This is a genomic window from Nocardia sp. NPDC051052, from assembly GCF_044456045.1.
Classification (GTDB): Bacteria; Actinomycetota; Actinomycetes; order Mycobacteriales; family Mycobacteriaceae; genus Nocardia.
Map to the genome: position 1 here is coordinate 196,018 of NZ_JBITFL010000012.1, position 26,384 is coordinate 222,401.

Genomic DNA, 26,384 nt, shown 5'->3' on the forward strand with positions numbered 1-26,384 from the left:
TTAGGCGCGCGGCGGGGTACTTTGTCAACCATGAGCCTGCGCGTACCGGCCCGGACCTGGGGCGGCCGCACCACCGAGGAGCGGCGCGCCGAACGCCGCGCGCGGCTGATCGACGCGGCCCTCGACGGCTGGATCGAGAACGGCTGGGCGGCCGTGACCATGCGCGGCGTCTGCCAGCGCACCGCGCTCAACGACCGCTACTTCTATGAGCACTTCGCCGACCGCGACGACCTGCTCGGCGCCACGTGGGACGCGGTCCGCACCGAGGTGTTCGCCGACCTGACCGCGATCTTCACCGGCCACCTCGAGCTGCCCCCGCTGGATATCCTGCGCGCGGCGGTGACCCGTGCGGTGCGCCTGCAATCCGACGACAACGGGCGCGCCCGCATCCTGCTCGCCGACCACGCGGGCAGCGCCGTGCTCGAGCAACGCCGCAAAACGATGCTCACCGACGCCACCGATCTGCTCGTCGTCACTTCCCGGCCGTACCTGCGCCAGGACGCCGACGAGCTCGAGTTCCGGATGAGCACCCTCGTCGGCATCGGCGGCTTCATCGAGCTGCTCACCGCGTGGCGCACCGGCGCGATGGACATCGACGGTGATCGCATCATCGAACACACCTGCCGACTCGGCGCACTGCTCGCCACCGAGTACCTGCCGCCGGAGGTCATTACGCCTGCGGGATAACGGTTTTCCGCGTCATGCTCCCGCGTTGCCGATTCGATATACGCGCCGCGCGGTATCCCGGAAGATGTGCGCGAGCTCCGCCTGCCCGCCGCCGTGCCCGGTGATCGAGGCGGCGACCGCCTCGATGCTGCCGGTGATGGTGGTGATCGGTTTGTCCACCGGGAAATTGGAGCCCCAGATCAGGCGGTCCGCGCCGAACGCGTCGATGGCGTGTTCGATGAGCGGGTGAATGCGATCCACCAGCACCGGAACCGGGGTGGCGGTGCCGCGCGGCGGCACCGGGTGGCCGAGCACCGGCATCATCAGGCCGCTCACCTTCGCGACCACATTCGGTCGTTCGGCGAGTGCGGACAGGTCGTCGCGCCAGCGCAGGAACAGCGCGCGCCGCTTGCTCGGGTCGGTGCCGGTGTGCTTGCCGATCGGGCCGAAAATGCCTGCCGGAGTGGCGAGATGGTTCAGCACGATCGGCACCTCCGGATACCGCTCGGCCAGCGCCGTCACATCGGGAATGGCATGCGAGTACACCCAGGCCTCGAAGGATAGGTCACGCTCGGCCAGCTCGCCGAAGCCGTTCAGAAACTCCTTCGTGGCGAGCGCACCCGGGTGGTCGGTGTAGGGCCGGACGTCAGGATCGGGATGGTGCGCCGCGTGTGAACGGATGCCGCGCACCATCGGCGCGGCGGCAAGGTGCGCGTCGAGCAGCGCGGCGAAGTCGGGTGCCGCCGGATCCGCGTAGCCGAGGATCGCGCCGAGCTCGGGATGGTCGCCGCCGAACGGCAATCGAGCCACCCACGCCGTCTCGTCGGCCTCGGCCAGCGCGTCCTTCCCGACCCAGCCGACCTCGATGTGCACGATCGTGTCGATCGGCTCGGCTCCGGCATCGGCCCGATAGTCCGCAGGCAAATACGGACGGCTGAAAGCCGTAGGGTCCCCGGTGAATTCGCGATCCCGACGCGGCGCCACCCGTTTGGCCAGATCGATCGGGAGCGGCAGCGCCCGGAGCAACTTCGCCGTCCCGCTGAACACCCGTGGTGTGGTGAACGGATCCCACTGATGAATATGTGCGTCGACGATCCGAATACCCGATAGCTCCATGTCCGCCGTCCCAACCGCGCCGATGGCCTTGACCCGGCGATTGTCACACGCCACCAGCCTTGTTCGTCCAGATTCCCCGAACCGTGACACCGCGGCCTGGGGCTCAGCGCGGATCTGCTGAGCCGGCTGGCTCACACATTGCGGCGGTATTGGCCGCCGACGGTGAAGAAGGTGTCGGTGATCTGTTGCAGGGTGCAGACTCGGGCGGCGTCCATCAGGACCTCGAAGATGTTGTCGTCGGTGCGGGCGACGGCCTCGAGGCGGGTGAGGGCGTCGTGGGCGGGGTCGCGGTGCCGGTGCTGGAATTCGCGGACGCGGGTCAGTTGGGACTGTTTCTCCGCCTCGGTGCCGCGAGCCAGTTCGATGTCGTGCTTCGGCTCACCGTGCGGGTTGCGGAAGGTGTTGACGCCGACGATGGGCAGCGAGCCGTCGTGCTTACGGTGCTCGTAGCGGATGGACTCGTCCTGGATCTTGCCGCGCTGGTACCCGGTTTCCATCGCGCCGAGTACGCCGCCGCGTTCGCTGATCCGGTCGAACTCGGCCAGCACCGCCTCCTCCACCAGGTCGGTGAGCTCGTCGATGAGAAAGCTGCCCTGCAACGGGTTTTCGTTCATCGCCAGGCCCCACTCGCGGTTGATGATCAGCTGGATGGCCAGTGCGCGGCGCACCGATTCCTCGGTGGGGGTGGTCACCGCCTCGTCGTAGGCGTTGGTGTGCAGGCTGTTGCAGTTGTCGTAGATGGCGATGAGCGCCTGCAGCGTGGTGCGAATGTCGTTGAAGTTCATCTCCTGTGCGTGCAGCGAGCGCCCGGAGGTCTGCACGTGGTACTTCAGCTTCTGCGAACGGTCGTTGGCGCCGTAGCGATCTCGCATGGCGACGGCCCAGATGCGCCGGGCCACCCGGCCGATCACCGAGTATTCGGGGTCCATGCCGTTGGAGAAGAAGAACGACAGGTTGGGGGCGAAGTCGTCGATCCGCATGCCACGCGCGAGATAGGCCTCCACATAGGTGAATCCGTTGCTGAGGGTGAAGGCGAGCTGGCTGATCGGGTTAGCGCCGGCCTCGGCGATGTGATAGCCCGAAATCGAGACCGAGTAGAAATTGCGAACGCCGTTGCGCACGAACCACTCCTGGATATCGGCCATCATGCGCAGGCTGAATTCCGTGGAAAAGATGCAAGTGTTCTGGCCCTGATCCTCCTTGAGGATGTCGGCCTGCACGGTGCCGCGCACCGTCGCCAGGGTCTTCGCGCGGATATCGGCGGTCTCGTCGGCGGTCGGCTCCCGTCCCTCGTCGGCCGAGAAACGTTCCAGCGCTTGGTCCATCGCGGTATTCAGGAAATAGGCCAGGATGGTGGGAGCGGGGCCGTTGATGGTCATCGACACCGAGGTCGTCGGCGCGGTCAGATCGAAACCGTCGTAGAGCGCCTTCATGTCGTCGAGCGAGGCGATCGAAACACCCGAGGTGCCGACCTTGCCGTAGATATCGGGGCGCTCGGCGGGATCGTGACCGTAGAGCGTCACCGAGTCGAACGCGGTGGACAGCCTTTTGGCGTCGGCGTGTTCGCTGAGCACCTTGAAGCGCCGATTGGTGCGGAACGGGTCGCCCTCACCGGCGAACATCCTGGCCGGATCCTCGTTGTCACGCTTGAACGGGAAGACGCCCGCGGTGAACGGAAAGCGACCCGGCAGATTCTCCGCGCGCAGGAAGCGAAGCAGCTCACCGTGATCGGTGTACCGGGGCAGCGCGACCCGCGGAATCGAGTTGCCGGACAGTGTTTCCCGGCGCAGCGGTGTGCGGATCTCGCGGTCGCGCACCCGCACCACCTGCTCGTCACCACGGTAGGTCGCGGCGAGCGCGGGCCATTCGTCGAGCAGTGCCGCGTTCTCGGCGGTCAGCGCGGCCCTGGCCTTGGTGGCCAGCTCGGCGACCGCCTGGTCCGCCGGCAGTTCCGCGGCCACCTGCTCGAACCGCTGGACCCGTTGGGCGGCAACGATTTGCGCGGCCGTCGCGGCGTGATAGTCGCGCACGGTCTGCGCGATCTCGGCCAGGTAGCGCACCCGCGCGGGCGGAATGATCTGCGCGAATCGGGTCGATGCGCGGGTGTGCACCCGGGGCAGCGCGCCCTGCTCCAACCGCAGGCCGCGTTCGGCGAGCAGCCCGGCCAGGTGCTGATACAGCGCGGTGACACCGTCGTCGTTGAACGTCGCCGCACTCGTGCCGAAGACGGGCATGTCCTCGGGTGAGGCGGTGAACTCCGACCGATTGCGGATCAGCTGACGCGACACGTCGCGCAGCGCGTCGGCGGCGCCACGGCGCTCGAACTTGTTGATCGCCACCATATCCGCGAAATCCAGCATGTCGATCTTCTCCAGCTGGGAGGCGGCGCCGAATTCCGGGGTCATCACATACATCGACACGTCGACGTGGTCGGTGACCGCGGCGTCGCCCTGCCCGATGCCCGGCGTCTCCAGGATCACCAGGTCGTAACCCGCTGCCTTGCAAGCGGTCACGATCAGCTCGATATTGTTCGGCAGTTCGCGCCCGCCCCTGGTGGCCAGCGAGCGGAAGAAGATGTGGTGGCCGTCGAGTGCGTTCATCCGGATGCGGTCGCCGAGCAGCGCACCGCCGCCGCGGCGCCGGGTCGGGTCCACCGCGAGAATCGCGACGCGCAGCTTGTCCTGCTGGTCCGAGCGCAGCCTGCGCACCAATTCGTCGGTGAGCGAGGACTTTCCGGAGCCGCCGGTACCGGTGATGCCGAGCACCGGGACCGTGCGCGCGGCGGCGGCCCGCGTCAACGCCTGCCGGTCGTTGTCGGACAACGCGTCCTGCTGAATGCAGGTGATGGCGCGGGCCAGGGCGGGGCGTTCACCGGCGAGCACGGCCTCCAGTACCGGCGGCACGGTGGCGAGGTCGACGTCGCAGGCCTGGATCAGCTGATTGATCATGCCGGGCAACCCGAGTCGCTGTCCGTCCTCGGGGGAGAAGATGGTCACCCCGGCGGCGGCGAGCCGCGCGATTTCCTCGGCGACGATGACGCCGCCGCCACCGCCGAATATCCGTACGCGGTCCGCCCCGGCTTTTTTCAGCGCGTCGGCGAGATATTCGAAGTATTCGACATGCCCGCCCTGATACGAACTGACCGCGACGCCCTGCGCGTCCTCGGTGAGCACCGCGTCGACCACCTCGCTGACCGAGCGATTATGGCCGAGGTGGATCACCTCCGCGCCCTGCGCCTGCAGGATGCGCCGCATGATGTTGATCGCCGCGTCGTGCCCGTCGAACAGGGCCGCGGAGGTCACGAAGCGAACGGGGTTGATCGGCGTGTGCAGCGCGCTGTTGTCGGCCACGGTTTCCTCCGGCGATATCCAGTGGGCGCCCGATACTAGGACGTCAAACTAATCGTACGGTGATGCCGATCACAGCGCCAGGCGACACCCGCCCGGTCAATTCAGGAAAGCCACCCAACAAGGTTCCGCTCATCGTGAATGCAAATGGCGACAACCGGTCCAGGCTCGAGTTCCGATGGGACGCGATGCCCTAAATCCGAAATCCATCCGCACAAATCCACCAAAAGGACGATCCATGGGACGGAACTCTTATCGGCTCACCGCCGCGGTAGCCGCCCTCGGCCTGTCGGCGTTCGCGGCGCCGTTCGCGCACGCCGAACCCGCGCCGCTGAACGGCCTGTTCGCGCTGTCGCCCGGCGTCTGCTCCGGCGGTGCGGTGACCGGCAGCTTCTTCCGGATGATCCTGCCGACCGGCGACGCGGGCGGCCCCTACTTGGCGAACAGCGACTCGGCGTGCAGCGATCAGACGGTGACCACGCTGTCCGCGGGCAGCGACGGCGGCCTGGTCAGCGGCAGTTATCAGCCGCAGCCCGCCGCGGCCTTCGACGGCGCGGGCAACGCGCGGTCGGGCCGGGTCACCACGCCGGTCCGCTTCTACGGCGTCGATTTCGCCACCGCGACCAATCCGACCGATCCGCAGACCGGCGGCGGGACCTCGGTGCCCGAGCTGTACTCCGACGGCGGGCAGCTGTCCGGCGATCTGAGCAGCCTCGGGGTCACCTGGAACAACCAGGTGTTCAACCAGGGCGCGCCGAAACCGGGCGGTGGGCTGCCCGGCAAGACCAGTCCGGTGCGCGGCAGCATCGACGGCTCGGGCAATTTCGTGATCGAGTGGACGAGTCAGATCGTCGGCGGTCCGTTCAACAACTTCACCGGGCTGTGGCATCTGGCCGGCCAGTACCGTGGCGGCGGCGCGACGCAGGCGGCACCGGCCGCCGCGCCGATCGCGCAAGCGCCCGCTGCTCCCGCGCAGGCCGCGCCCGCGCCCGCTGCTCCGGCCCCGGTGGCACCTGCGCCCGATGCAGCCGTGCCCGCCGCCGTGCCGGTGGCCCAAAACCAGCCCGTGCACGCCGATCCCGTGCTCGCTTCAAAGACGGTCGAGGTGCCGCGCGGACGGCACACTCCGGCGTGGGTGGTGCCGACGCTGCTGGTCGTCGCGGTCGCGGCGGCAGGGGTGTTCTTCAACGCGGACCGGATCGTCCGTCGGCAACGGCAGTGACAACCGTGTCGGGGCTGCCCACCTATTCGGAATTCGTCTCGAATCCGGAGCCCGCGCCACCGCGGCCGTTGAAGCGGTGGCCGTTCGTGCTGATCATCGCGCTCGGCGCGATCCTGGTCCTCGCGCCGATCGTCACCGGCATGTTTCCGCGAGCGGTCAAGGGCGAGGCGATGATCGACGCGTTCGAGCCGTATATGACGCGGTCGAGCATCGATGGGTATCGGCACGATCTGCACGTACTCGATGACGCGCGGACGAACGTGCTGACGCTGCGGCAGAACGGACAGCAGCCGGGCAGCTTCGACCGCGTCGACCAGTTCGTCCGCGATTACCCGGAGATCAACTATCACATGTCCGGGATGATCGGCGCGATCGACGACAACCGGCAGAATTACCAAAAGCTGGCCGAGGTACCGCCTTTCGGCACCTTGCCGTGGTTGTTCGCGCTGCCCGGCGCGCTCCTCGTCGGTGCCGGGGTGCTCGGTTACCGGCGCGCGCAGGCGGGCAAGCAGGCGGTGGTCTGGCGGTCGGTCGCGGGGCTCGCCGCGCTCGGGTTGATCGCGGTGCCGCTGCTCGGCGGGTTGTTCACCGCTTCGACCGCGGCACAACCGCTGATCAATGATCTGCGCCCGATCCTCACCCACGACGAGGTCCGAAAACTGCAGGGCTACTTCGTCACTCTCGTCGCGGCCGACGGTGAACTCAACAGCCGGTACACCGCCGCCGTCCGCGTCGCGCACCCGGAGGCCGATCTCACCGGCATCAACACCCTCGAAACCCGTTGGCAGCCGATGACTTCGCGCTTCGCCGCGCTGATCGGTGCGATGAACGACAACGTGCGCAACTTCGATGCCGTTGTCGCGCTGAACGAGTCGACGCGCCCGCTCGGCTTCGGCGCGTTTCGCGGACTCGGCTTTTTCTACCTGGTGCCGGGCATCTTCGTGCTGGCCGCCACGGTGGAGGGGCTCCGATTGCCGAGCCGCGTGCTGGCGCGGAGCGCGGCATCGCGCGACGCGAAATCGCCTGGCGGTGCGCGGAAATGACGCCGCGGCGTAGTCGAACGATCCGCCTGGCCGAACGTAGTAGGAGGGGAGCCGGTATGAGTCCACGAAAGATGATCGCGGCCACCGTGCTTGCCGTGCTGACGCTGGTGGTGTCCGGATGTTCCGGCGGCGACGACACGCCCGCCGCCAACGGGCCGGAGCCGCTGGTCGGCTTGCTGCGGTTCACCCCGGGTTCGGTGTCGGGCGACAGCGTCGCCGGTACCTGGTTCCGGATGGTGCAGCCGGGCGGTACGCCGGAGAAGGGCCCCTACATGCCCAACGGCGATTCCCCCGCGCAGGGCGGCTCCACCACCTTGCTCGAGCCGGGCACGGCGGGTGGCCTGCGCACCGGCGGATACCAGAGCGAGCCGAACCCCGGTTTCGCGCAAGGGAATTCGCTGTCCGTGTCGATCACCAAGCCGACCAGGTTCTTCGCCGTCGAGTTCGGCATCTCCACCAACCCGGTGGACCCGCAGACCCAGCGCCGGGTGCCGCCGCCCGCGGTGATCAACGACGGCGGCAAGTTGACCGCGGACGTGTCGTCCTGGGCGGCCTCCTGGAACGACCAGGAGTTCAACCAGGGCGCGCCGAAGCCACCGGAGAAGCAGGACGCTCAGGTGGCCGGCGCCGAACAGGTGCAGAAGGTGTGGGACTGGGTCGCCAAGCAGTGGTTCGACAAGCCCACCCCCGACGCCGCCCAAGGACCCTCCGCCACCGGCACTTACGACTCGAAGACCCGCAAGTTCACCCTGCAGTGGACCAGCCTCATCGTCGGCGGGCCGTTCAACGGCTTCACCGGCGTCTGGCACCTGGAGGGCTTATTCGAACCAGCCGCCGCCGCGCCCAATTCGCCTGCGGCCCCGGTCAAATAGACAGCAGAAGGAGTACGGTCCGATGAGTTCTCGCACGACGACCCGGCCTGCGCTCGCCAGTGCCATCCGCGCGGTGGCCGCGCTGACGGTCATCGGCAGCGCGGTCGCGGTCACCGCATTGACGGTGCGCCAGGACGACGACGTCACCAGCGTGGTGATCACCCAGGAGCAGCCCGCCGCCGCACGGGTCGCCGCCCCTGCGGCGTCGGCGGCGACGCCGGTGGCTTCACCCGCCGCCGCGGCCCCCGCACCGGCGCCGGGCGGCCCGGCACCGGCCGCGTCGGTGCCGCTCGGCTCGGGTGGCGCGTCCGCCGCCGTCGCGATCAACCCTGGTACGGGCGCCGCGCCGAGCGCCGGTGCGCCGAACAGCTCTGTCCCACTGGGTGCGCCGAACAGTTCCGGTGCGGGCACGCCGAACGGCTCGGTGCCACTGGGTGGCGCGGGTGGCAGCAATCCGTTCGCCGCCGCCCCGCTCGCCGCGCAGCCCGCGTGCCCCCTCGGTTGGCCCGCCCCGACGCAGCAGGGCGGGCTCGCCTCGCTGATCGGACTCGCCCCGCTGGCGGGCCCGTTCTCTTCAGAAGCCTTCGCGCTCGGCTCCGTCTACCAGCCCATCTTGCAGCTGGCCGGCCCGGTGCTGGCCGAGATCGCCCCGGTGCTCGCCAAGTATCAGCCGGTGATCGACCCCTTCATCACCCAGGTTCAGGGCGTGGAAGCCGTTGTCCTGCAAGCGATCCTGCCGTACTACGGGCCATACCGCGACCAGCTCATCGCCGCCGAGGGCGACCTCGCCAAGGCGCTGGCCCCGATCCTGACCCGCGCCTACAACAGCGAGGCCGCCTCCTGCTTCGTCGCGTGGCAGGGGCAGATCATCGACCAGGCCAAGGGCGGCCACGTCACCGTCGCGTCGCTGGCCCACCCCGGCGCTGTCGTCGAGCTCGGCCCCGAATCCTGACGCCGCGGATCGTTGATTTCCGGTTGGACAACGGCCCGCTGGAGATAATGGGCGGATGGCGACACACCAGCGGTTGGCTGTGCGGAGGCTGGTCCAGCAAGGTGTGCTGACCGAAGCTCAATTCGAGGCGGTGATGGCGGCACTGGCCGCGCGGGAGCAGCGGCCGCGCGGGCGGATCCTCGCCGAGATCGCCGCGTATATCGGCGCGGGGCTGGTATTGGGTGGCATCGCGCTGGTGATCGGGTCGTCGTGGGACGATCTGGCGCGCGGTGCGCAGGTGGCGCTGCTTGTCGCGGTATCGGCGGGGCTCGTTCTCGGGGCGATCGCCATGATCGGCGGCCCTGCCGAGCTGTTTGCGCGGGAGCCGCACGGCTCCCGCGCCCGGCTCGCCTCGGCGCTGCTCGCGCTCGCCGCCGGGTCGGTCGCCGGGACGGTGGGCACCGCGTTGGACAACGGTTCCGATCACGCGGGGGCGTGGGCGGCGCTCGCGGGTTTGGTTGTCGCCGTGCTCGGCTATGTCGCCGTTCCGTCGGTGATCGGCATGCTTGCCTGCGGCTGCTTCAGCGCGGTGGCCGTACCGCTGTTCGACGACCTGTTCGGTGTCGGCGAAGTCTGGGTTGGACTGAGCATGCTGGTGGCCGGCGGAATATGGTTCGCGCTCAGCCGGATCGGCGCGTTCGTCGAGACCTGGCTCGGCTACGGGATCGCGGTCGCCATCTCGCTGATCGGCGCGATCGTCGTCGAGTCGGACAGTCGGCCGTGGGCGTTCCTGCTCAGCGCGGCGGTGGCCGCCGTGTGCTTCGCGCTGTTCGCTCAGCAGCGCTCGACCGTGCTCGTCGTCGGCGGTGGGCTCGCGGTCGCGCTCGCGACAGGTCAGGCGGTGACCGAGTGGACCGACAGCGTCCTCGCCGCCGCGATCGCGGTGCTGGTGGTGGGGTCCGTGGTACTCGGGATCGGCGCGTATGCGCTGACCAGGGGTCCGAAACCGGCGGCCTAGGGGCACCATAGGTGGTGGTTTAGCTCACACTTCTCATATACATGGACGTCCAACTATAGGATGACCGCATACCGCATCGCGGTGTCTTGGTCGGCTACCAGAACAGGACTGGCATGGTTCGCGAACTCACTCACTTCATCGGCGGGCAACACGTCGCGGGCGCCTCCGGCAACTTCGGTGACGTCTTCGATCCGAATCTCGGTCAGGTGCAGGCGCGCGTGCCGTTGGCCAGCAAGGCCGAGGTCGAGGCCGTGATCGCCAATGCGGAAGCGGCGCAGCCGGTGTGGGCCGCGTTCAACCCGCAGAAGCGGGCGCGGGTGCTGATGCGCTTCCTGACGCTGGTGCAGGACGAGATGGATTCGCTTGCGGCGCTGCTCTCTTCGGAGCACGGCAAGACCATCGCCGACGCCAGGGGCGATATCCAGCGCGGCCTAGAGGTGATCGAGTTCGCCGTCGGCGCACCGCACCTGCTCAAGGGCGAGTACACCGAGAGCGCGGGTACCGGCATCGACGTCTACTCGATGCGCCAGCCGCTCGGCGTCGTCGCGGGCATCACCCCGTTCAACTTCCCGGCCATGATCCCGCTGTGGAAGGCGGGCCCGGCGCTTGCCACCGGAAACGCGTTCGTGCTCAAGCCCTCCGAGCGCGACCCGTCGGTGCCGCTGCGGCTGGCCGAGCTGTTCCTCGAGGCGGGTCTGCCACCGGGTGTGTTCAACGTCGTCAACGGCGACAAGGTGGCCGTCGACGCGCTGCTGCACGACCCGAGGGTCAAGGCCGTCGGCTTCGTCGGCTCCACCCCGATCGCCCAGTACATCTACGAGACCGCGACCGCGAACGGCAAGCGCGCCCAGTGCTTCGGCGGCGCGAAGAACCACGCGATCGTCATGCCGGATGCCGACCTCGACGATGTCGCCGACCAATTGATCGGCGCCGGTTACGGTTCCGCGGGCGAGCGCTGCATGGCCATCTCGGTGGCCGTTCCGGTCGGCGAGGAGACCGCGGATCGCCTGCTGGCCAAGCTCACCGAGCGGGTGGCGAAGCTCAACATCGGCCGCTCCGACGATCCCGGCGCCGATTACGGCCCGCTCGTCGGCAAGGACGGTGTGGACCGGGTGAACAACTACGTCCAGATCGGCATCGATGAGGGGGCCGAGCTGGTGGTCGACGGTCGCGGGGTGACCGTCCCCGGCGGCGAGGACGGATACTTCGTCGGCGCAACGCTTTTCGACAAGGTCACCCCGGAGATGCGGATCTACCAGGAAGAGATCTTCGGTCCGGTGCTCACCGTGGTCCGCGCCAAGGACTACGAAGAGGGCCTGCGGCTGGCCAACGAGCACGAATACGGCAACGGCGTCGCGATCTTCACCCGCGACGGCGACACCGCCCGTGACTTCGCGGCCCGCGTGCAGGTCGGCATGGTCGGCATCAACGTGCCGATCCCGGTGCCGATCGCGTACTACACCTTCGGCGGCTGGAAGCGTTCCGGCTTCGGCGACCTGAACCAGCACGGTCCGGACTCGTTCCGCTTCTACACCAAGACCAAGACCATCACGCAGCGCTGGCCTTCGGGGATGAAGGAAAGCAACGCGTTCGTCATCCCGACCATGGATTAACCGATGTTCATCCTCGACGAAGACGAGAAGGCGATCCGCGACACCGCGCGCGGATTCGCCGACGAGTTCCTCGCCCCGAACGCCCTGGAATGGGATGAGCAGAAACACTTTCCGGTCGACGTGCTGCGCAAGGCCGGTCCGCTCGGCCTCGGCGGCATCTACGTCCAGGAGGACGTAGGCGGTTCGGGCCTGCGCAGGCTCGACGCCGTGCGCATCTTCGAGCAGCTCGCCACCGGCTGCCCGGCCATCGCGGCCTACATCTCCATTCACAACATGGCGACCTGGATGATCGACAGCTACGGCGATGCCGCGCAACGCACGCGCTGGCTGCCGGACCTGACCTCGATGGAGCTGCTGGCCAGTTACGCGCTGACCGAGCCCGGTGCTGGCTCGGACGCGGCGGCGTTGCGCACCAAGGCCGTTCGTGACGGTGACGACTACATCTTCAACGGCACAAAGCAATTCATCTCCGGCGCGGGCGCCACCGACGTCTACGTGGTGATGGCGCGCACCGGAGCGGCGGGCGCAGGCGGCGTCTCGGCGTTCATCGTGCCCGCCGACACCCCGGGACTCTCGTTCGGCGCCAACGAAAGGAAGATGGGCTGGCACGCGCAGCCGACCCGTCAGGTGATCTTCGAGGACGCCAGGGTGCCCGCGGCGAATCTGCTCGGCGCGGAGGGTGACGGCTTCCGCATCGCGATGAACGGCCTCAACGGCGGGCGGCTGAACATCGCCGCGTGCTCGGTCGGCGGCGCTCAGGCGGCGCTGGACAAGACGGTGCCGTATCTGGCGGAGCGCCAGGCATTCGGCGAGCCGCTGCTGAACAACGAGGCGCTGCGGTTCCAACTCGCCGATATGCGTACCGAATTGGAGGCCGCCCGCACCCTGCTGTGGCGGGCTGCGGCGGCGCTCGACGCCGACGCGCCGGACAAGGTCGAGTTGTGCGCCATGGCAAAGCGATTCGCGACCGACGCGGGCTTCGAGGTCGCGAACAAGGCGCTGCAACTGCACGGCGGCTACGGTTACCTGGCCGAATACGGCCTGGAGAAGATCGTCCGGGATCTGCGGGTGCACCAGATCCTCGAAGGCACCAACGAAATCATGCGGGTGGTCGTCGCCCGCGCGGTGGTAGGAGCGGCATGACGGAACCGGAAGTTCTGATCGAGAAACAGCACGGGCTCGGGCTCATCACGTTGAACCGGCCCAAGGCCATCAACGCGCTGAATCATGCGATGGCACTTGCCATTACCGACGCGCTGCGAGCCTGGGTGGACGACGACGAGGTGCGCACCGTCGTCGTCACCGGTGCGGGGGAGCGCGGCCTGTGCGCGGGCGGCGACATCGTCGCGATCTACACCGACGCGACCGGCGGTGCGACCGGCGCGGATTCGCCGACCGGCCGGTTCTGGCGTGACGAGTACGTCCTCAACGCGCTGATCGGCCGGTACCCGAAGCCCTACCTGGTGGTGATGGACGGCATCGTGATGGGCGGCGGCGTCGGCCTGTCCGGCCACGGCAGCCACCGGATCGTCACTGAGCGGTCCAAGATCGGCATGCCTGAGGTGGGCATCGGCTTCGTCCCGGATGTCGGCGGCACCTACCTGCTCGCGCGCAGCCCCGGCGAGATCGGCACGCACGTCGCGCTGACCACGGCCAGGATGACCGCGGGTGACGCCATCGCGGCAGGCTTCGCCGACTACTTCGTCGCCACCGAACACCTTCCGGGACTGCTGGATACGCTGCGCACCGAGTCCGTCGAGGTCGCGATCGCCAAGTTCGCCACGGACGCACCGCAATCCGGCCTGCTCGGGCAGCGGGACTGGATCGACGCGTGCTACCGCGCGGAGACGGTCGAGGAGATCCTCGCCGGGCTGCGGGCACACGATGCGCCGGAGGCGGCCGTAGCCGCCGCCGACATTCTGGCGAAATCGCCTGTCGCGCTGAAGGTGGCGTTACGGTCGTTGCGTTCGGCGCGCGCCGCGCCGGACCTGGAGACGGTGCTGAACGAGGAATACCGGGTCTCCATCGCCGCGCTGTCCTCGCCCGATCTGGTGGAAGGCATCCGCGCGCAGGTAATCGATAAGGACCGCAACCCGCGGTGGGCACCGGCGACCCTCGCCGGCGTCACCACCGCGCAGGTCGACGCATACTTCGCCGAATTGGGCGAGCAGGAACTGGGTTTGGTGAGCAATGACTGAGAAGATCGGATTCCTCGGACTCGGCCACATGGGTGCGCCGATGGCGGCGAACCTCGTCAAGGCCGGATATGAAGTGCTGGCCTACGATCCGGTGCCCGCCGCGCAGGAACAGGCCATCAAGGACGGCGCCACCGTGGTGAGCACAGCCGTCGAGGCCGCCGACGCCGGCGTCGTGATCACCATGCTGCCCAACGGAAAACTCGTGCTCGACGTGTACGCCGAGCTGCTCCCCGCCGCCAAGCCGGGCACCCTGTTGATCGACTGTTCCACCATCGACGTCGCCGACGCCAAGTCGGCCGCGGTCCTGGCCATCGGCGCGGGCCACCGCGCGTTGGACGCCCCGGTGTCCGGCGGCGTCGCCGGCGCGGCGGCGGGCACGCTGACCTTCATGGTCGGCGGCGGCGCCGAGGACTTCGCCGACGCGCTGCCGTTGCTGGAGGTCATGGGCGGCAAGGTGGTGCACTGCGGCGGTTCCGGCGTCGGCCAGGCCGCCAAGATCTGCAACAACATGCTGCTCGGCATCTCGATGATCGGCCTCTCCGAAGCCCTGGTCCTCGGCGAAAAGCTGGGGTTGACCCACCAGTCGTTCTTCGACGTCGTCTCCACCGCCTCGGGTCAGAGCTGGGCGCTGACCACCTACTGCCCGGTCCCGGGGCCGGTGCCGACCAGCCCCGCGAACAACGACTACCAGCCCGGTTTCGCCACCGCCCTGATGAACAAGGATCTGGGTCTGGCCGCAAACGCGTTGCGCGAGAACGGGATCGACGGGCAACTCGGCCTGCTCGCGGCGGAGATCTACAACCGGTTCAACGAGTCGTCCGGCGGGCGGGACTTCTCGGCGATCGTCACCGAGATCCGTGACCGTAGCGACGGCCCGGGCCTGGCAGTCTGACCGCACTCCGATTGATGCGCAGTCCGATTGATGACATGTCTCGAACATGCGTTCGACTCGAGGTATTGTTCGAGCCGTGTCTCCACTTTCTCGCCAGGACTGGGCCAGGATGAACCTCGAACAGGTCCGTGACCAGCTGCTGGACGCGGCCGCGTTCGGCAAGTACCTGCCGCCCGAGCAACTCGAGAATGCCGCGGGAAAGATCGCCGAAGGACTGCGGGTCTACACGGAATTGACCCGCGACCGGGGCGACCGTAGCTAGGCATTAGTCGAATTACCTTGTGTTGTAACAGTTTTAGAATATTGATGGAACGTTGCGGGATGGCCGGTACACCTACCTCCTGTATCGTCAGCGATATTTCCCGACCATCCGACTTAGAAGGTGCTGAGTGACTGAATTCGAGACGATTCTGCTGGAGCGCAAGGGCCGGGTCGGCTGGATCACGCTGAACCGCCCGAAGGCGCTCAACGCACTCAATGCCCAGGTCCTCGACGATGTCATCGCCGCGCTCGACGAGCTGGAGCGCGATGACGAGGTCGGGGCCGTGGTCATCACCGGATCGGACCGGGCCTTCGCGGCCGGCGCCGACATCAAGGAGATGCAGCCGAAGTCGTACATGGACATGTTCCTGAACGACTATTTCGCGCGCTGGGACCGGCTCGCCCAGTTCCGCAAGCCGACCATCGCCGCGGTGGCGGGCTACGCCCTCGGCGGCGGCTGTGAACTGGCGATGATCTGCGACATCCTGATCGCGGCGGACACCGCGAAGTTCGGGCAGCCGGAGATCAAGCTCGGCGTCATCCCCGGCATCGGCGGCTCGCAGCGGCTCACCCGCGCGGTCGGCAAGGCCAAGGCGATGGATCTGGTGCTCACCGGTCGCAACATGGATGCGGAGGAGGCCGAGCGCGCCGGACTGGTTTCGCGCATCGTGCCCGCCGCCGAGCTGCTCGATACCGCGCTCGAGGTCGCCGAGACCATCGCGTCGATGTCGTTGCCGGTCACCATGATTGCGAAGGAATCGGTGAACCGTTCCTTCGAAACCACCCTCGCCGAGGGCCTGCGTTTCGAACGCCGAGTGTTCCACTCGCTCTTCGCGATCGAGGATCAAAAGGAAGGCATGGCCGCCTTCGTGGAGAAGCGTCCCGCGAAATTCACCAACCGCTGATCCGGCCGGAGCGAAATCCCCGGCAGAATACTTATCCACTTAGCCGGGGAAAGCTCGCGCGCTAGCCGAAATGCGAGGGCGACGGCCCGACGATCTCCACCGGCGTCGACGGGTTGCCGTGGCTCGGTTCGGCCGAAGGCCGGTCCATCGCAAGGATTCCCGCGATGGTCGCGCCGAGGGCCGCGGTCACCGCGACGGCGGCGATCAGCTTGCGGCGGTCGACCGGGCCGTGCACCAGCGACGCGGACAGCGCCGCGCCCGCCCGCGCGCGGGGCATCCGCACGTCGCCGCTGTGCCGTTCGGCCGCGAGCAGCACCGCGCCGCGGGCCGAGACGTAGTCCGGTTCCGAGTCGTAGATGATCGGCAGGTCGATCAGTTCCGCGAGCTCGTCGCGGATGCTCGGGTTGCGGGTGCAGCCGCCGAGCAGCACCAGTGCCTCGGGTTGCACGCCGCTCTCCTCGATGAGCTGACGCACGAACGAGGCCGAGTGATGGATGCTCGCGGCACACAATTCCGCCAGGTCACTGCGGGTGACCACCTCGCGGCCGCCGGAGATGGGGTCGATCGCGGTGACCACTCGCTCGCTGCTCAACGCCTCGCGATGCTTGCGGCTGGTCAGCTTGTCGGTGAGCACGCCGCCGCGCGCGAGTTGCCAGCGCAGCAGCGCGTCGTAGCCGTCGCCGCCGAGCACCGTGCTGCGTTTGCCCGCCAGGATGGTGTCGTTGCGGCAGTCGGCGTGCGTGATGGTCAAGCCGGAGGTGCCGAGGTCGTAGAGCAGTACCGAGCCGACGTCCGGTAACTGTCCGGTGAAACGGAGATAGCGCAGCTGGGCCAGCGGCTCGTCGACGATGGTCAGGCGGTTGCGGCCGGCGCCGGTCCGGATGGCGTCGGCGTGCATGGTGCAGCGGCACGTCACAGCGGTTCCGGTGACCAGTTCGTCGCGTCGATCGGCGGCGCCGCGCATCTGGCGGATGGCCTCGAAAACGGGTTCCTCGATGCCGCCGCCGGCGCGGCGCGGCACCTGGCAGCGGTCGATCGGGGGGAGGTGTGGCTGATCGGAATGTGTCAGCATCGCGCGCGCGCCACCAGCGCCCGCCGATACCCCCAAGACCAGCACCATGGTTTACATGGTGAACCCTTTTGTGCTCGCTGCCAAGACAACGGGCCGGAAAATTCGCTAGTTGGATGCCGGACCGTTACCCCGTGGTCGATCAGCGGGTGTATGGAACCGTCCAGTACGGTCGTCCCGTGGTGGCTAGGTCGTGGACCAGCGCGCCTGTTCGTCGCCGGTATCGAAGTCGCCTGCGGCGTGTCGGAATTCCGCCAGTAGCTGCAGCAGCGTGTGCAGGCGATCCGGCGCGAGGCCGAGCAGCGCGAAGACCTTGGTGTTCAGTTCCTCGGTCGCCTGCGCGACCAATTCCCTTCCGGCATCGGTGATCTCGATCAAGGTCGCGCGCCGGTCGGTGGGGTGCGGCACCCGCTCGACCAGCTTCGCCGCCTCGAGCCGATCGACGGTATTGGTCACGCTGGTGGGGTGCACCTGCAGCCGCGCACTGGCCTTCGCCATCGGCAACGCGCCGGTTTTGCTGAAGCTCAACAGCATCAGCAGTTCATACCGGGAGAAGGTCAAACCGGTCGGTTTCAGCGCCTCGTCGACCCGCGCCATGACGATTTGCTGGGCGCGCACCAGCGAGGTCACCGCGGCCATACCGTCGGCCACCTCACCCCAGCCGTGGCCGACCCATTGGCGATGGGCCTCCTCGATCGGGTCGAGCGGAAGTGGGCGTGGCCGAGACATGGTCCGATCATTCCATGCGGGTGGGCACGGTTCGGGGACATCCAGGGCGGCTTCGGATCACAGTGCGGCCGCCCGCTTCGAATCAGCGTGAGCGCAAGGGTGGGTCCGGGAGTCCGCGCACGGCACTATCAATCACGAGGCGGGCGTGGCTGAGTGGTTGAGGCAACGGTCTGCAAAGCCGTTTACGCGGGTTCAATTCCCGCCGCTCGCTCCAACAGGGTTCGAGGGTCGCCTCCGGTGGAGGCGCTCGGTTCGGCATACGCCACGGCCGGACCGAGCACCTCGAGCCGCACGCGCCGGCCCGTGGCCGGCGCGGCGACGCTGGCCCGGCGCACCCGTATCGTGTCGGCGCGGCCATCCAGTGCGATGGTGAGAAGCACGTCGGCGCCGCGGAATTCGACATCGCGGATTACCCCGCTGTTCGGCTCGCCCTCGGAAACCTCATGGGCGACAAGCTGTTCCGGGCGGAGCATCAGGGCGACCGAGCCGGTGGGCGCGGACTGCTGCACCGGGATCCGGCCGAGCGCGCACGTCGCAACGGCGCCGTCCACCGTCGCGTCCAGCAGCACGCAGTCGCCGAGAAAGCGCGCGGTGAACAAGTCCTTCGGTGCGGCATAAACCTTTTCGGGCGCGCCGACCTGAGTGAACCGGCCGTCGCGCATCACCGCGACCTGCTCGGCGAAGGACAACGCCTCCTCCTGATCGTGGGTGACCAGAATGCTGGTCACGCCCGCAGCGCGCAGGGTGTCGGCGACGGCCTGTCTGGTGGTGGCGCGCAGACCGGCGTCGAGCGCGCTGAACGGCTCGTCCAGCAGCATCACGTCGGGCTTGCGGGCCAAGGCGCGGGCCAAGGCGACGCGCTGCTGCTGGCCACCGGAGAGCTGATGCGGGCGGCGGTCGGCATAGGAAGGAGGCAGCGAGACCATGTCGAGGAGTTCGATGACGTGGTTCTTGCTGTCGCGTCGTCCGCCGCGCAGCCCATAGGAGATGTTCTGCCCGACGGTCAGGTGCGGGAACAGCGCGCCGTCCTGGGCAACGTAACCGATGTTGCGCCGCTGCGGGGGCACCGAGAAACGATCGCGGACAACGGTTTCCGCGCCGATCATCACCGAACCGGTGTCCGGCGCCTCGAAGCCGGCGATCACCCGGAGCAGCGTGGTTTTGCCGCAGCCGGAGGCGCCGACCACCGCGGTCGACGTCCGGTCTGGTACCTCCAGGGTGATCCCGCCGAGCACCGTGTGACGGCCGAACGACTTCGAAACATCGTCGACTACCAGCTGACTCATCGTCCGGCCGCCTTCCTGGACTGGGTGAACAGCAGATACGTCACGGGCACCGCCGCGACGATCATGATCAGGGCGTACGGCGCCGCGGCCGCGTAGTCCAATTCGCCGGAGAGCGACCAGAATCGCATGGCCAGCGTGCGAGTTCCGATGGGCGCCAACAGCAATGTGGCGGTCAGCTCGGTCGCGACCGCGACGAAGACCAGCGCGCCGGCCGCCGCCGCGGCAGGAGCGGTGAGCCGCAGTGTTATTCGGACGAAGGTGACCGGACCGGACTTGCCGAGTGACCGGGACGCCTCTTCCAGCCCGATCGGCACCTGCGCGAGCCCCGCCCGCACGCTGACCAGCGCGCGCGGCATGAACATCAGCACATAGGCGGCGACCACCATGGTCACCGTCTGATAGAGCGGCGGGGCGAAGCGGATGGTCACCGTCACCATGGCCAGCGCGATGACGATGCCGGGCAGCGAACTGGTGATGTAGTTGGCGCCCTCCACCATTCGGGCGAACACCGAGGTGGACCGGACCGCGATCCAGGCCACCGGGAAGGCGCACAGCGTGGTGAGCAGCGCGGCCATCGCGGCGAGCGCGACGGTCTGCCCGAGCGCCTGGCCGATCTCGGTGAAGTCCCACACCTGCGCGCCGCCGATGCGCAGCCAGCGCCCGATGGTCCACAGCGGAACGCCGAGCGCGCCGACCGCCACCAGGGTGAGCGCCGCGAGCACCGGAATCGCGGTGGCCCCCAGCCGGATCCGCGTCGGCTCCCGTGCCGCGCCGCTGCCGATCCTGGCGTAGCGGGCGTTGCCGCGCAGCGTGGCCTCACCCGCCAGCAGCACCAGACAGCAGACCACGAGCACGCCCGCAAGCATGCTGCCCGCCGGGCCCGCGAAACTGGACTGATACTGCTCGAAGATCGCGGTGGTGAAGGTGTCGAAGCGGACCATCACGAACGCGCCGTACTCCGCGAGCAGGTGCAAGGCGATGAGCAGCCCGCCGCCGAGAATGGCCAACCGCAACTGCGGCAACACGATTCGCACGAACACCGCTACCGGTCCTGATCCGAGTGCCCGCGCCGATTCCTCCACCGCGGGGTCGAGGCGGCGCAGCGTGGCTGCGGCGGGCAGATAAACCAGCGGGAAGTACGACACGGTCGCGATGATCACCCCGGCGGACAGGCCGTGCATGGCCGGGAAGACGCTCACCCAGGCATAGCTGTTGACGAACGCGGGCACGGCCAGCGGCGCCACGAATAGCGGCCCCCACCAAGCCTTTCCGGGTACATCGGTGCGTTCGACCACCCAGGCGAGCCCGACCCCGAGCAGCACGCAGATCGGCACGGTGCACACCACAAGGGCGACCGTATTGCGCAGCAGCTGACCGACTCTCGGCCGGAACACCAGCTCGCCGGCCTGGCTCAGGCCGGTGGCGAAGATCTCGGACACGATGTAGCCCAGCGGCACGAACGTCGCCGCCACCAGCAGCAGGGCGATGGTCGTGACGAGCGGCCCCGGTCGGCCCATCCGGGACGAGGCGAGAGCGGTCCGCAGGGCCACGGTCAGAGCAGACCCGCCTCGGTCATCAACGCGGTGACCTTCTTGGCGTCGAGCTTGGACGGGTCGACGGCCGGTGCCTGCAGGTCGGCCAGTGGCGGCAGCGCCGGGTTGGCGGCGACATCGCTGGCGACCGGGTATTCCAGCGAGTCGCCGTCGCGCAGCACCTGCTGGCCCGCCTTGCCGGTGACGAACGCCAGGAACTTCTGCGCCGATTCCTGCTTCTTGCTCGACTTCAGTACGCCGCCACCCGAGACGCTGACGAAGGCACCGGGGTCCTGCTGCTTGAAGTAGTGCAGTGCGGTGTGGCTGCTGCTCTCCTTGGTCTTCGCCTGATCGCGGTACCAGTAGTAGTGGTAGATCACGCCGCCGTCGGGGCTGCCCGCATCGACCGCCTTCATGGTGACCACGTTGCTCTTGAAGGCGGTCGCGTTCTCCTTCATGCCCTTCAGCCAGGCGCGGGTGGTGTCCTCGCCCTTCAGCGCGAGCAGGGCGGCCACGATGGCCTGGAAGTCGGCGCCGGACACGCCCGCGCCCCAGCGGCCCTTCCACTGCGGCTGCGCGAGATCGAGCAGCGAGGCGGGCAGCTGGTCGGTCGCCACCTTGTCCTTGTTGTAGACGAAAACCGTTGAGCGCGCGGCGACTCCGGTCCACTTGCCGGTGGACGGGCGGAACTGCGCGGGCACCCGGTCCAGCGTCGGCTTGTCCAGGTCGGCGAAAAGGCCCGCGTTTTCGACAAGCGCCATCGCGGGCGAATTCTCGGTGAGGAAGACGTCGGCGGGCGAGGCGCCACCCTCGGCGACGAGTTGATTGCCGAGATCGGTGTCACCGCCCTGCCGGAGCGTGACCTTGATGCCGGTCTCCTTGGTGAACGCGCTCGCCCATTCTTTGGTGAGCGATTCGTGCTGCGCGTTGTAGACCGTGATCTCTTTCGCGTCGTCGGACGAATTCGAGCATGCCTGAAGGCTGAGCGCCGCGACGGTGACGGCCAGTACTCCGGAGATCGTTTTCCATCCGACGGGCATCAGTTCGGTCCTTTCGCGGCGATTCCCTCAGGTTGATGAGGCTTACCTAAGTGAACATACCGCGTTCGACCTGCGTGGATGCGACCGGCACTACCTAGGTGTTGCCGGAATTACAGACAGGTCAGCCGAGACCCGAGAAATCGCGCAGCACAACGTGATTGCGATCTGCCGTGGTGCCGAGGGTGTAATCCGGGAGCCGGCCGAAGTATTCGGCTCTGGTGGTCGCGCTCCAGCGACGGGCGGCCTCGGTGCGAGTTTTGTAGAAGTTGAGCATGTAGCCGCCCTCGTAAAGGCGAAGCAGGCTGTAGCCGCCCGGATATTCCTTCACCGCGGCGACTTCCAGGAATTCGACGGCACACGCGGTGTCGGGGCGGGTGCGCCGATTGCGGTGAGTATGGCCGCTGTGCTGGAGGAAGACACCGGGGGAGCGTTCGTACAGGGATTGCAGTTCGGCGCTGTCGCGGCCGTTGAGGACGAAGCCGGGTCCCGCGAGATTGGTCAGGCCCGATTCGACGGTGACCGGGTGATGGCCGAAGACCAGGGTCGGACGGTCGGGGTCGGCGCGCAGTCGCTCGGCGAGCAGGTCGAATTGGGGGCGGTCGATGGTGCCACCGGAACCGTCGAGTTCGCTGGTGTCCAGGCCGAACAGTCGCAGGCCGCCGAATTCGTCCTCGATCAACTGCTGGCGCGGCAGGAACGCCTCGGCCCAGCAGTCGTGGTGGTCGGCGGGGGCGGGCTGACAGCCGGCGTAGTCCGGGCCGGCATGGGGGCGATCGTGGTTGCCGCGTACGACGAAATAGTCGCTGCCCAACGTCCCCCAGGTGTCAAGTCGCGCGCGCACGGCACGCGAATCTTCCAGGGACGCTTCGCTGGTCAGGTCGCCGGCGATGAGTAGCCGCTCGGCAGCGCGGTCGGGGCGGCGCAGATCGTCGAGCATGGCGGCCAGCATCACCTCGGGATACGGTGGCACGTCTTGACGGACGCCGGGTGGCAGGTCGGCGACGATCAGGCCGCTGACTTCTTCGCCGTAGTGCACGTCGTTGGCGAGGGCGAGGGTGTGCAGCGGACGGCCCGGCGGTGGCACCAAAGTGGTGAATTCGCCGGTGCATTCGGGCGTTCCGGGGCTGAGCGTGGTCAGCGACAGCGCGGGGATCGCGCGCACGCCGTTCGACCAAGCCTCGAAACGGTAAGTGCGGCCGGGTTCTAGGTCGTTGAATTCGGCGTAGTGGAATGGGGTCGGCTGGGGGTCGGCGTGCACCGGAACGGGCGCGCGGGCCGAATCCGCCGGGGCCAGGCGTAGTTCCGTGTCGGCGTCCACCGGAACCAGCCGTGCGGCCGGATCGGGTGCCACCGTTGTCCAGGTCACGATCACCGACCGGTCGGTGATCGTAACCACCTCCAGATCGGTTGCGATCAGCGGATTCGGTTGTGCCCGAGCCGAACCCGCCCGTGCCAGCGGCAGCAGAGCCGCATAACCGAGGGCGCCGAGCACGGTCCGCCGAGACGGCCCGCAGCACGACTGACCGATGGCTCGCCGGTTCATGCGCGCGGGGGTGGCGTCAATTCTTGCCCGAGCCCCCGGAACAGACCTTCCACTTACCGTCTTCCTTCTTCAGGTGTTCGGTGGTGCTCGTGTCGGTGTCGGGTGCCTGACCCGGTACCTCGAGGGTGAGTTTTCCGACGATGTGCGCGGTCGCGGTTTCGCCGGTGATCACGATGTTTTCGATCTTATCGATGGTCACCGCGACCGTCGCCGACTCGAACTCCTGTTTCTGTTCCTCGGGCAGCGCCTCGAACTCGGCCCGATCCGCCTCGCACGCCTTGGCCGCGGCCGCCCGGAATCCCTTGGCCTGCAGCGTGTCGTAGAAGTCGTGCACCGCAACCTCGATCCGCTTGCCGTCGGAGGCCAGCGGCCCCTTCCCCTGCGCGGTCAACACCGCCCCGAGCACCACGACGCCGCCGAGCGCGAGCAGCACCACGGCCACCAGCCCGATGATCAGGCCGATCTTGCTCTTGCGCGACGGCTGACGGCCGGGCGGCGGCGGCGGATAGTTGCCCTGCGGGTAGCCCGTCGGCGGTGGATATTCGGTGGGCTGCTGCCGATCCTGCGGTCCTTGCTGCGGCGGCTGCCCGCCTGGCGGAAAAGTCATCGTCTCGTCCTCCGTCAGCCCCCCTCGGCTCACCCGAAGATTACGGCAACCGGGGTGCCGAGCGAGCGAAAAGCCGACGCGGTCCGCCGAAACGGCACGGGTGTACGGCGACGTTCCGTCGGCGGGCGCCTATATTGGCCTGGTGTGGGATCATCGCCCATCTTCATTCGTGCAGAAGGAGATTCGGATGCGCAGGCTGTTCGTCATGTCCGTGCTAGGTGTCGGGCTGCTGGCGGTCGCGCAGGGCGCGGGAATCGCGGGGGCCGATCCGATGCCCGCCGGGCAGGGCGCGCTGCGGGTGCAGGCCGCGACCACCGGTGCTGATTCGTCGGCCGTCGCGGGCGTGCTGGTCGGGATCACCACGTGCGCGGCAGGGCCGATGCTCGCCACGCTGACCACCGGTCCGGACGGCAGCGCCACCACGAACCTGGCGCCGGGTTGCTACCTGGCTCAATTCACGTCGGCGTCCGGCTGTGAGCCGAAGAGCACGACCTCCGTCAAGGTCGACGTCATCCCTGCCGCCACCCAGACCGCGGCTTTCCAAGTCAGCTGCGCCTGACACCCGAACAAAAAGGCCCCCGACCGCGAATGCGGATCGGGGGCCTTTTGCACTGTGCCCTCGGCAGGAATCGAACCTGCGGCCTTCTGCTCCGGAGGCAGACGCTCTATCCCCTGAGCTACGAGGGCGGGATAGGACTCGGTCGGGGCGGGGACCGCCGCCGATCGGGCGGGGAAAGCGTATCGCATCGGCTGCCGGGAGCCAAAAAGGGTTGTCGGGGGCGGCGGTTCGGGTCAGTTCGGGGGCAGGGGGGTGGCGCCGTGTGCGGTGAGCATGGTGGTGATGAGCTGGGCTTCGCCGCGTTGGGTTTTGTCCATGGTGTCGGCGAGGGTGCGCACGGCCGTGGTTTCGGCGTGCGTGGCCGCGTAATCGATCATCGGGAGGCCGCCCTGGTGGTGGCGCAGCATGAGTTGCAGGAAGAGGGTGTCGAGCTGCTGGCCGGTGGCTTGGCGCAGCGCGGCGAGATCGGCGGGCGTGGCCATGCCCGGCATGGTCTGCATGGGCCCGGACATCGTTTGGGTCGCGCCGGCATGGCCGTGGCCGCCGGGCTGGTCATTCATCCAGCCCATGTAACCGTCGACACTCTGCGCGGGCTTGCCCCACAGCTGCAGCCAGCCCTGCATCCGGCCGACCTGATTCTGCTGGGTGGTCATGATGTCGTAGGCGAGGCGGCGCACATCGGTGTCGGTGGAGCGGACCAGCACCACGCCCGCCATCTCGACGGCCTGCGCGTGATGGGCCGACATGTCCTGGGTGAAGCCGACGTCCACCGCGCCGGGATCCGGCTCGGACGAGTTGTTCAGCGGCAGCCGGATCAGCGTGCCGATGGCGACGCCGATCAGGATGGCGCCGAGCACGCCGAGGATCAGCAGCGCGGTGCGCTGCCTGCGCACCTGGGCGCCGAGGCCGGATTCCGTGGAATCCGGCTCGATTTCGGTGGTCACTACCGGCTCGGCTGCGGCTGGCCCGGCGCGGGTTGAGCCGGGTTCGGCGCGGGACGGGGCGCGGGCTGGTTCGGCGCCGGCGCGCCGGGCAGACCTGGCAGTCCCGGAACCCCGGGCACGCCGGGCAGTCCACCGGGCATCCCGCCGACCTCACCCTGGTCCTGCTGCAGGCCCTTGCCGTCCATCGGCACCGCGTCCGGTCCGGGCGGCGTCGGGTCGAACGGCGGCGGGTTGTCGGTGTCGAACGCGATCGTCGAGCAGTCCGCGCCGACCTCGGGATAGGCGTAGTTGTTCAGGCGCAATGCCGTGATGAACTGTCCGACACGCGCGTCGGAGGCACTGTCCAGCTTCAGCTGATGTCCCCACGATTGCAGCGAAACCGCGTGGTCCAGTCCGGGATACGGCGACATCAACGAGTACGGCTTGCCCTGCACCTTGCTCTTCAGCGAGTCGATACCGGCCGCGTCGACCTTGTCCGGGTTGTAGGCGATCCACACCGCGCCGTGCTCGAGCGAGTGCACCGCGTTCTCCATCCGGATCGGCTTGTCGTACACCACGCCGGTGCAGGTGGCCCAGGAAGCGTCGTGCGGTCCGCCGAACGCGGGGCTCTGGTCGTAGGCCACCCGCTGGGTCGGGCCGATATGCAGCCCGGCCGGGTATTCCTTCTTGACTACGCCGGGGATCGCATCGGAGGGGTCCTTGCGTTCCGCGCTTGGCGTGAACTTCTCCAGGTCCGCCTTTTCCTGGTACTTGGGTACCAGGCTGTAGGCGAGTGCACCGATCAGTGCGATGATGACTACGGCCGCGCCGATGGCCAACCAGGGGATCTGACGATTCTTCTGCGGCAGTTGCCCACGCCCGCCCCCTTTGCGGGACCCGGACAATTTGGCGGCGGCCTTGGCCGATTTGGCGCTGGGACTACTCGGCATCGCTCGTTGTGCTCTCTCGATGTGATGGATCCGCAGGGTGGGCGTGACTTGCGGACGGTTCC

24 protein-coding genes and 2 tRNA genes are annotated in these 26,384 nt (G+C 68.2%); 14 read left to right on the forward strand and 12 right to left on the reverse strand.

Annotated features, from left to right (window positions below):
* The first annotated feature begins 30 nt into the window (after positions 1 to 30).
* On the forward strand, positions 31 to 687 hold the full coding sequence (locus ACIBCN_RS34600; protein ID WP_396995916.1) for a TetR/AcrR family transcriptional regulator: 657 nt from the start codon (positions 31 to 33) through the stop codon (positions 685 to 687).
* 12 nt (positions 688 to 699) lie between these two features.
* Here ACIBCN_RS34600 and ACIBCN_RS34605 read toward each other — a convergent pair whose 3' ends face one another.
* Both ACIBCN_RS34605 and icmF read right to left on the reverse strand, forming a co-directional pair.
* Positions 700 to 1,836 carry an amidohydrolase family protein gene (locus tag ACIBCN_RS34605; protein WP_396995917.1) on the reverse strand — a complete coding sequence of 379 codons (1,137 nt, stop codon included), beginning with the start codon at positions 1,834 to 1,836 and terminating at the stop codon, positions 700 to 702.
* Between the two features lie 77 nt (positions 1,837 to 1,913).
* Positions 1,914 to 5,132: a fused isobutyryl-CoA mutase/GTPase IcmF gene (icmF, locus tag ACIBCN_RS34610; RefSeq protein ID WP_396995918.1), complete on the reverse strand. Its 3,219-nt coding sequence runs from the start codon at positions 5,130 to 5,132 to the stop codon at positions 1,914 to 1,916.
* A gap of 235 nt (positions 5,133 to 5,367) precedes the next feature.
* Here icmF and ACIBCN_RS34615 point away from each other — a divergent pair, with 235 nt between their 5' ends.
* From ACIBCN_RS34615 to ACIBCN_RS34665, 11 genes are all read left to right on the forward strand, one after another.
* Positions 5,368 to 6,351 carry a hypothetical protein gene (locus tag ACIBCN_RS34615; RefSeq protein ID WP_396995919.1) on the forward strand — a complete coding sequence of 328 codons (984 nt, stop codon included), beginning with the start codon at positions 5,368 to 5,370 and terminating at the stop codon, positions 6,349 to 6,351.
* Positions 6,348 to 7,394: a hypothetical protein gene (locus tag ACIBCN_RS34620; RefSeq protein WP_396995920.1), complete on the forward strand. Its 1,047-nt coding sequence runs from the start codon at positions 6,348 to 6,350 to the stop codon at positions 7,392 to 7,394. The genes ACIBCN_RS34615 and ACIBCN_RS34620 overlap by 4 nt, the downstream gene beginning before the upstream one ends.
* Before the next feature lie 56 nt (positions 7,395 to 7,450).
* Positions 7,451 to 8,266 (forward strand): hypothetical protein, encoded by an 816-nt coding sequence (locus ACIBCN_RS34625; RefSeq protein WP_396995921.1) that lies wholly within the window; start codon positions 7,451 to 7,453, stop codon positions 8,264 to 8,266.
* A 22-nt stretch (positions 8,267 to 8,288) separates the two neighbouring features.
* Positions 8,289 to 9,218, forward strand: a complete 930-nt coding sequence (locus tag ACIBCN_RS34630; protein WP_396995922.1) for a hypothetical protein — start codon at positions 8,289 to 8,291, stop codon at positions 9,216 to 9,218.
* A 55-nt stretch (positions 9,219 to 9,273) separates the two neighbouring features.
* Positions 9,274 to 10,215, forward strand: coding sequence for a DUF2157 domain-containing protein (locus ACIBCN_RS34635; RefSeq protein ID WP_396995923.1), 942 nt, complete (start codon positions 9,274 to 9,276; stop codon positions 10,213 to 10,215).
* A 113-nt stretch (positions 10,216 to 10,328) separates the two neighbouring features.
* The gene (locus ACIBCN_RS34640; RefSeq protein WP_396995925.1) at positions 10,329 to 11,828 is read left to right on the forward strand and encodes a CoA-acylating methylmalonate-semialdehyde dehydrogenase; all 1,500 of its coding nucleotides are present in this window, start codon (positions 10,329 to 10,331) and stop codon (positions 11,826 to 11,828) included.
* Between the two features lie 3 nt (positions 11,829 to 11,831).
* Positions 11,832 to 12,971 carry an acyl-CoA dehydrogenase family protein gene (locus ACIBCN_RS34645; RefSeq protein ID WP_396995926.1) on the forward strand — a complete coding sequence of 380 codons (1,140 nt, stop codon included), beginning with the start codon at positions 11,832 to 11,834 and terminating at the stop codon, positions 12,969 to 12,971.
* Entirely contained in the window at positions 12,968 to 14,026 is a 1,059-nt protein-coding gene (locus ACIBCN_RS34650; RefSeq protein WP_396995927.1) for an enoyl-CoA hydratase/isomerase family protein, read from the forward strand. The genes ACIBCN_RS34645 and ACIBCN_RS34650 overlap by 4 nt, the downstream gene beginning before the upstream one ends.
* Positions 14,019 to 14,918, forward strand: coding sequence for a 3-hydroxyisobutyrate dehydrogenase (gene mmsB / locus ACIBCN_RS34655; protein ID WP_396995929.1), 900 nt, complete (start codon positions 14,019 to 14,021; stop codon positions 14,916 to 14,918). Before ACIBCN_RS34650 ends, mmsB begins: the two co-directional genes overlap by 8 nt.
* Before the next feature lie 76 nt (positions 14,919 to 14,994).
* Entirely contained in the window at positions 14,995 to 15,180 is a 186-nt protein-coding gene (locus ACIBCN_RS34660; RefSeq protein ID WP_396995930.1) for a DUF6374 family protein, read from the forward strand.
* A 127-nt stretch (positions 15,181 to 15,307) separates the two neighbouring features.
* A complete protein-coding gene (locus ACIBCN_RS34665; protein ID WP_396995931.1) occupies positions 15,308 to 16,084 on the forward strand; it encodes an enoyl-CoA hydratase in 777 nt (258 codons plus the stop codon).
* Positions 16,085 to 16,145: 61 nt separating this feature from the next.
* Here ACIBCN_RS34665 and ACIBCN_RS34670 read toward each other — a convergent pair whose 3' ends face one another.
* Together ACIBCN_RS34670 and ACIBCN_RS34675 are read right to left on the reverse strand one after the other, a co-directional pair.
* The gene (locus ACIBCN_RS34670) at positions 16,146 to 17,204 is read right to left on the reverse strand and encodes an Hsp70 family protein (RefSeq protein WP_396995933.1); all 1,059 of its coding nucleotides are present in this window, start codon (positions 17,202 to 17,204) and stop codon (positions 16,146 to 16,148) included.
* A gap of 135 nt (positions 17,205 to 17,339) precedes the next feature.
* Positions 17,340 to 17,882 carry a MarR family winged helix-turn-helix transcriptional regulator gene (locus ACIBCN_RS34675; RefSeq protein ID WP_396995935.1) on the reverse strand — a complete coding sequence of 181 codons (543 nt, stop codon included), beginning with the start codon at positions 17,880 to 17,882 and terminating at the stop codon, positions 17,340 to 17,342.
* Positions 17,883 to 18,021: 139 nt separating this feature from the next.
* Here ACIBCN_RS34675 and ACIBCN_RS34680 point away from each other — a divergent pair.
* Positions 18,022 to 18,096: transfer RNA gene (locus ACIBCN_RS34680), tRNA-Cys, on the forward strand.
* Here ACIBCN_RS34680 and ACIBCN_RS34685 read toward each other — a convergent pair.
* The 5 genes from ACIBCN_RS34685 to ACIBCN_RS34705 form a co-directional block, all read right to left on the reverse strand.
* Positions 18,065 to 19,168, reverse strand: coding sequence for an ABC transporter ATP-binding protein (locus ACIBCN_RS34685; RefSeq protein ID WP_396995936.1), 1,104 nt, complete (start codon positions 19,166 to 19,168; stop codon positions 18,065 to 18,067). The genes ACIBCN_RS34680 and ACIBCN_RS34685 overlap by 32 nt on opposite strands.
* Complete coding sequence (locus tag ACIBCN_RS34690) at positions 19,165 to 20,685, reverse strand: ABC transporter permease (protein ID WP_396995989.1); 1,521 nt, start codon at positions 20,683 to 20,685, stop codon at positions 19,165 to 19,167. Before ACIBCN_RS34690 ends, ACIBCN_RS34685 begins: the two co-directional genes overlap by 4 nt.
* Positions 20,686 to 20,720: 35 nt before the next feature.
* Complete coding sequence (locus ACIBCN_RS34695; RefSeq protein WP_396995938.1) at positions 20,721 to 21,740, reverse strand: iron ABC transporter substrate-binding protein; 1,020 nt, start codon at positions 21,738 to 21,740, stop codon at positions 20,721 to 20,723.
* Between the two features lie 121 nt (positions 21,741 to 21,861).
* Positions 21,862 to 23,283: a metallophosphoesterase gene (locus tag ACIBCN_RS34700; RefSeq protein ID WP_396995940.1), complete on the reverse strand. Its 1,422-nt coding sequence runs from the start codon at positions 23,281 to 23,283 to the stop codon at positions 21,862 to 21,864.
* 16 nt (positions 23,284 to 23,299) lie between these two features.
* Positions 23,300 to 23,890: a hypothetical protein gene (locus ACIBCN_RS34705; protein WP_396995941.1), complete on the reverse strand. Its 591-nt coding sequence runs from the start codon at positions 23,888 to 23,890 to the stop codon at positions 23,300 to 23,302.
* A gap of 187 nt (positions 23,891 to 24,077) precedes the next feature.
* On the opposite strand from ACIBCN_RS34705, the gene ACIBCN_RS34710 reads away from it, so the two are divergent.
* Positions 24,078 to 24,449 (forward strand): hypothetical protein, encoded by a 372-nt coding sequence (locus tag ACIBCN_RS34710; protein ID WP_396995942.1) that lies wholly within the window; start codon positions 24,078 to 24,080, stop codon positions 24,447 to 24,449.
* Positions 24,450 to 24,504: 55 nt separating this feature from the next.
* Here the strand turns inward: ACIBCN_RS34710 and ACIBCN_RS34715 are convergent.
* The 3 genes from ACIBCN_RS34715 to ACIBCN_RS34725 all read right to left on the reverse strand — a co-directional run bounded on the left by ACIBCN_RS34715 (position 24,505) and on the right by ACIBCN_RS34725 (position 26,322).
* Positions 24,505 to 24,577: transfer RNA gene (locus ACIBCN_RS34715), tRNA-Arg, on the reverse strand.
* Between the two features lie 105 nt (positions 24,578 to 24,682).
* Positions 24,683 to 25,393 (reverse strand): DUF305 domain-containing protein, encoded by a 711-nt coding sequence (locus ACIBCN_RS34720; RefSeq protein ID WP_396995944.1) that lies wholly within the window; start codon positions 25,391 to 25,393, stop codon positions 24,683 to 24,685.
* Positions 25,393 to 26,322 carry a DUF3105 domain-containing protein gene (locus ACIBCN_RS34725; protein ID WP_396995945.1) on the reverse strand — a complete coding sequence of 310 codons (930 nt, stop codon included), beginning with the start codon at positions 26,320 to 26,322 and terminating at the stop codon, positions 25,393 to 25,395. The genes ACIBCN_RS34720 and ACIBCN_RS34725 overlap by 1 nt, the downstream gene beginning before the upstream one ends.
* Between the last annotated feature and the right edge of the window lie 62 nt (positions 26,323 to 26,384).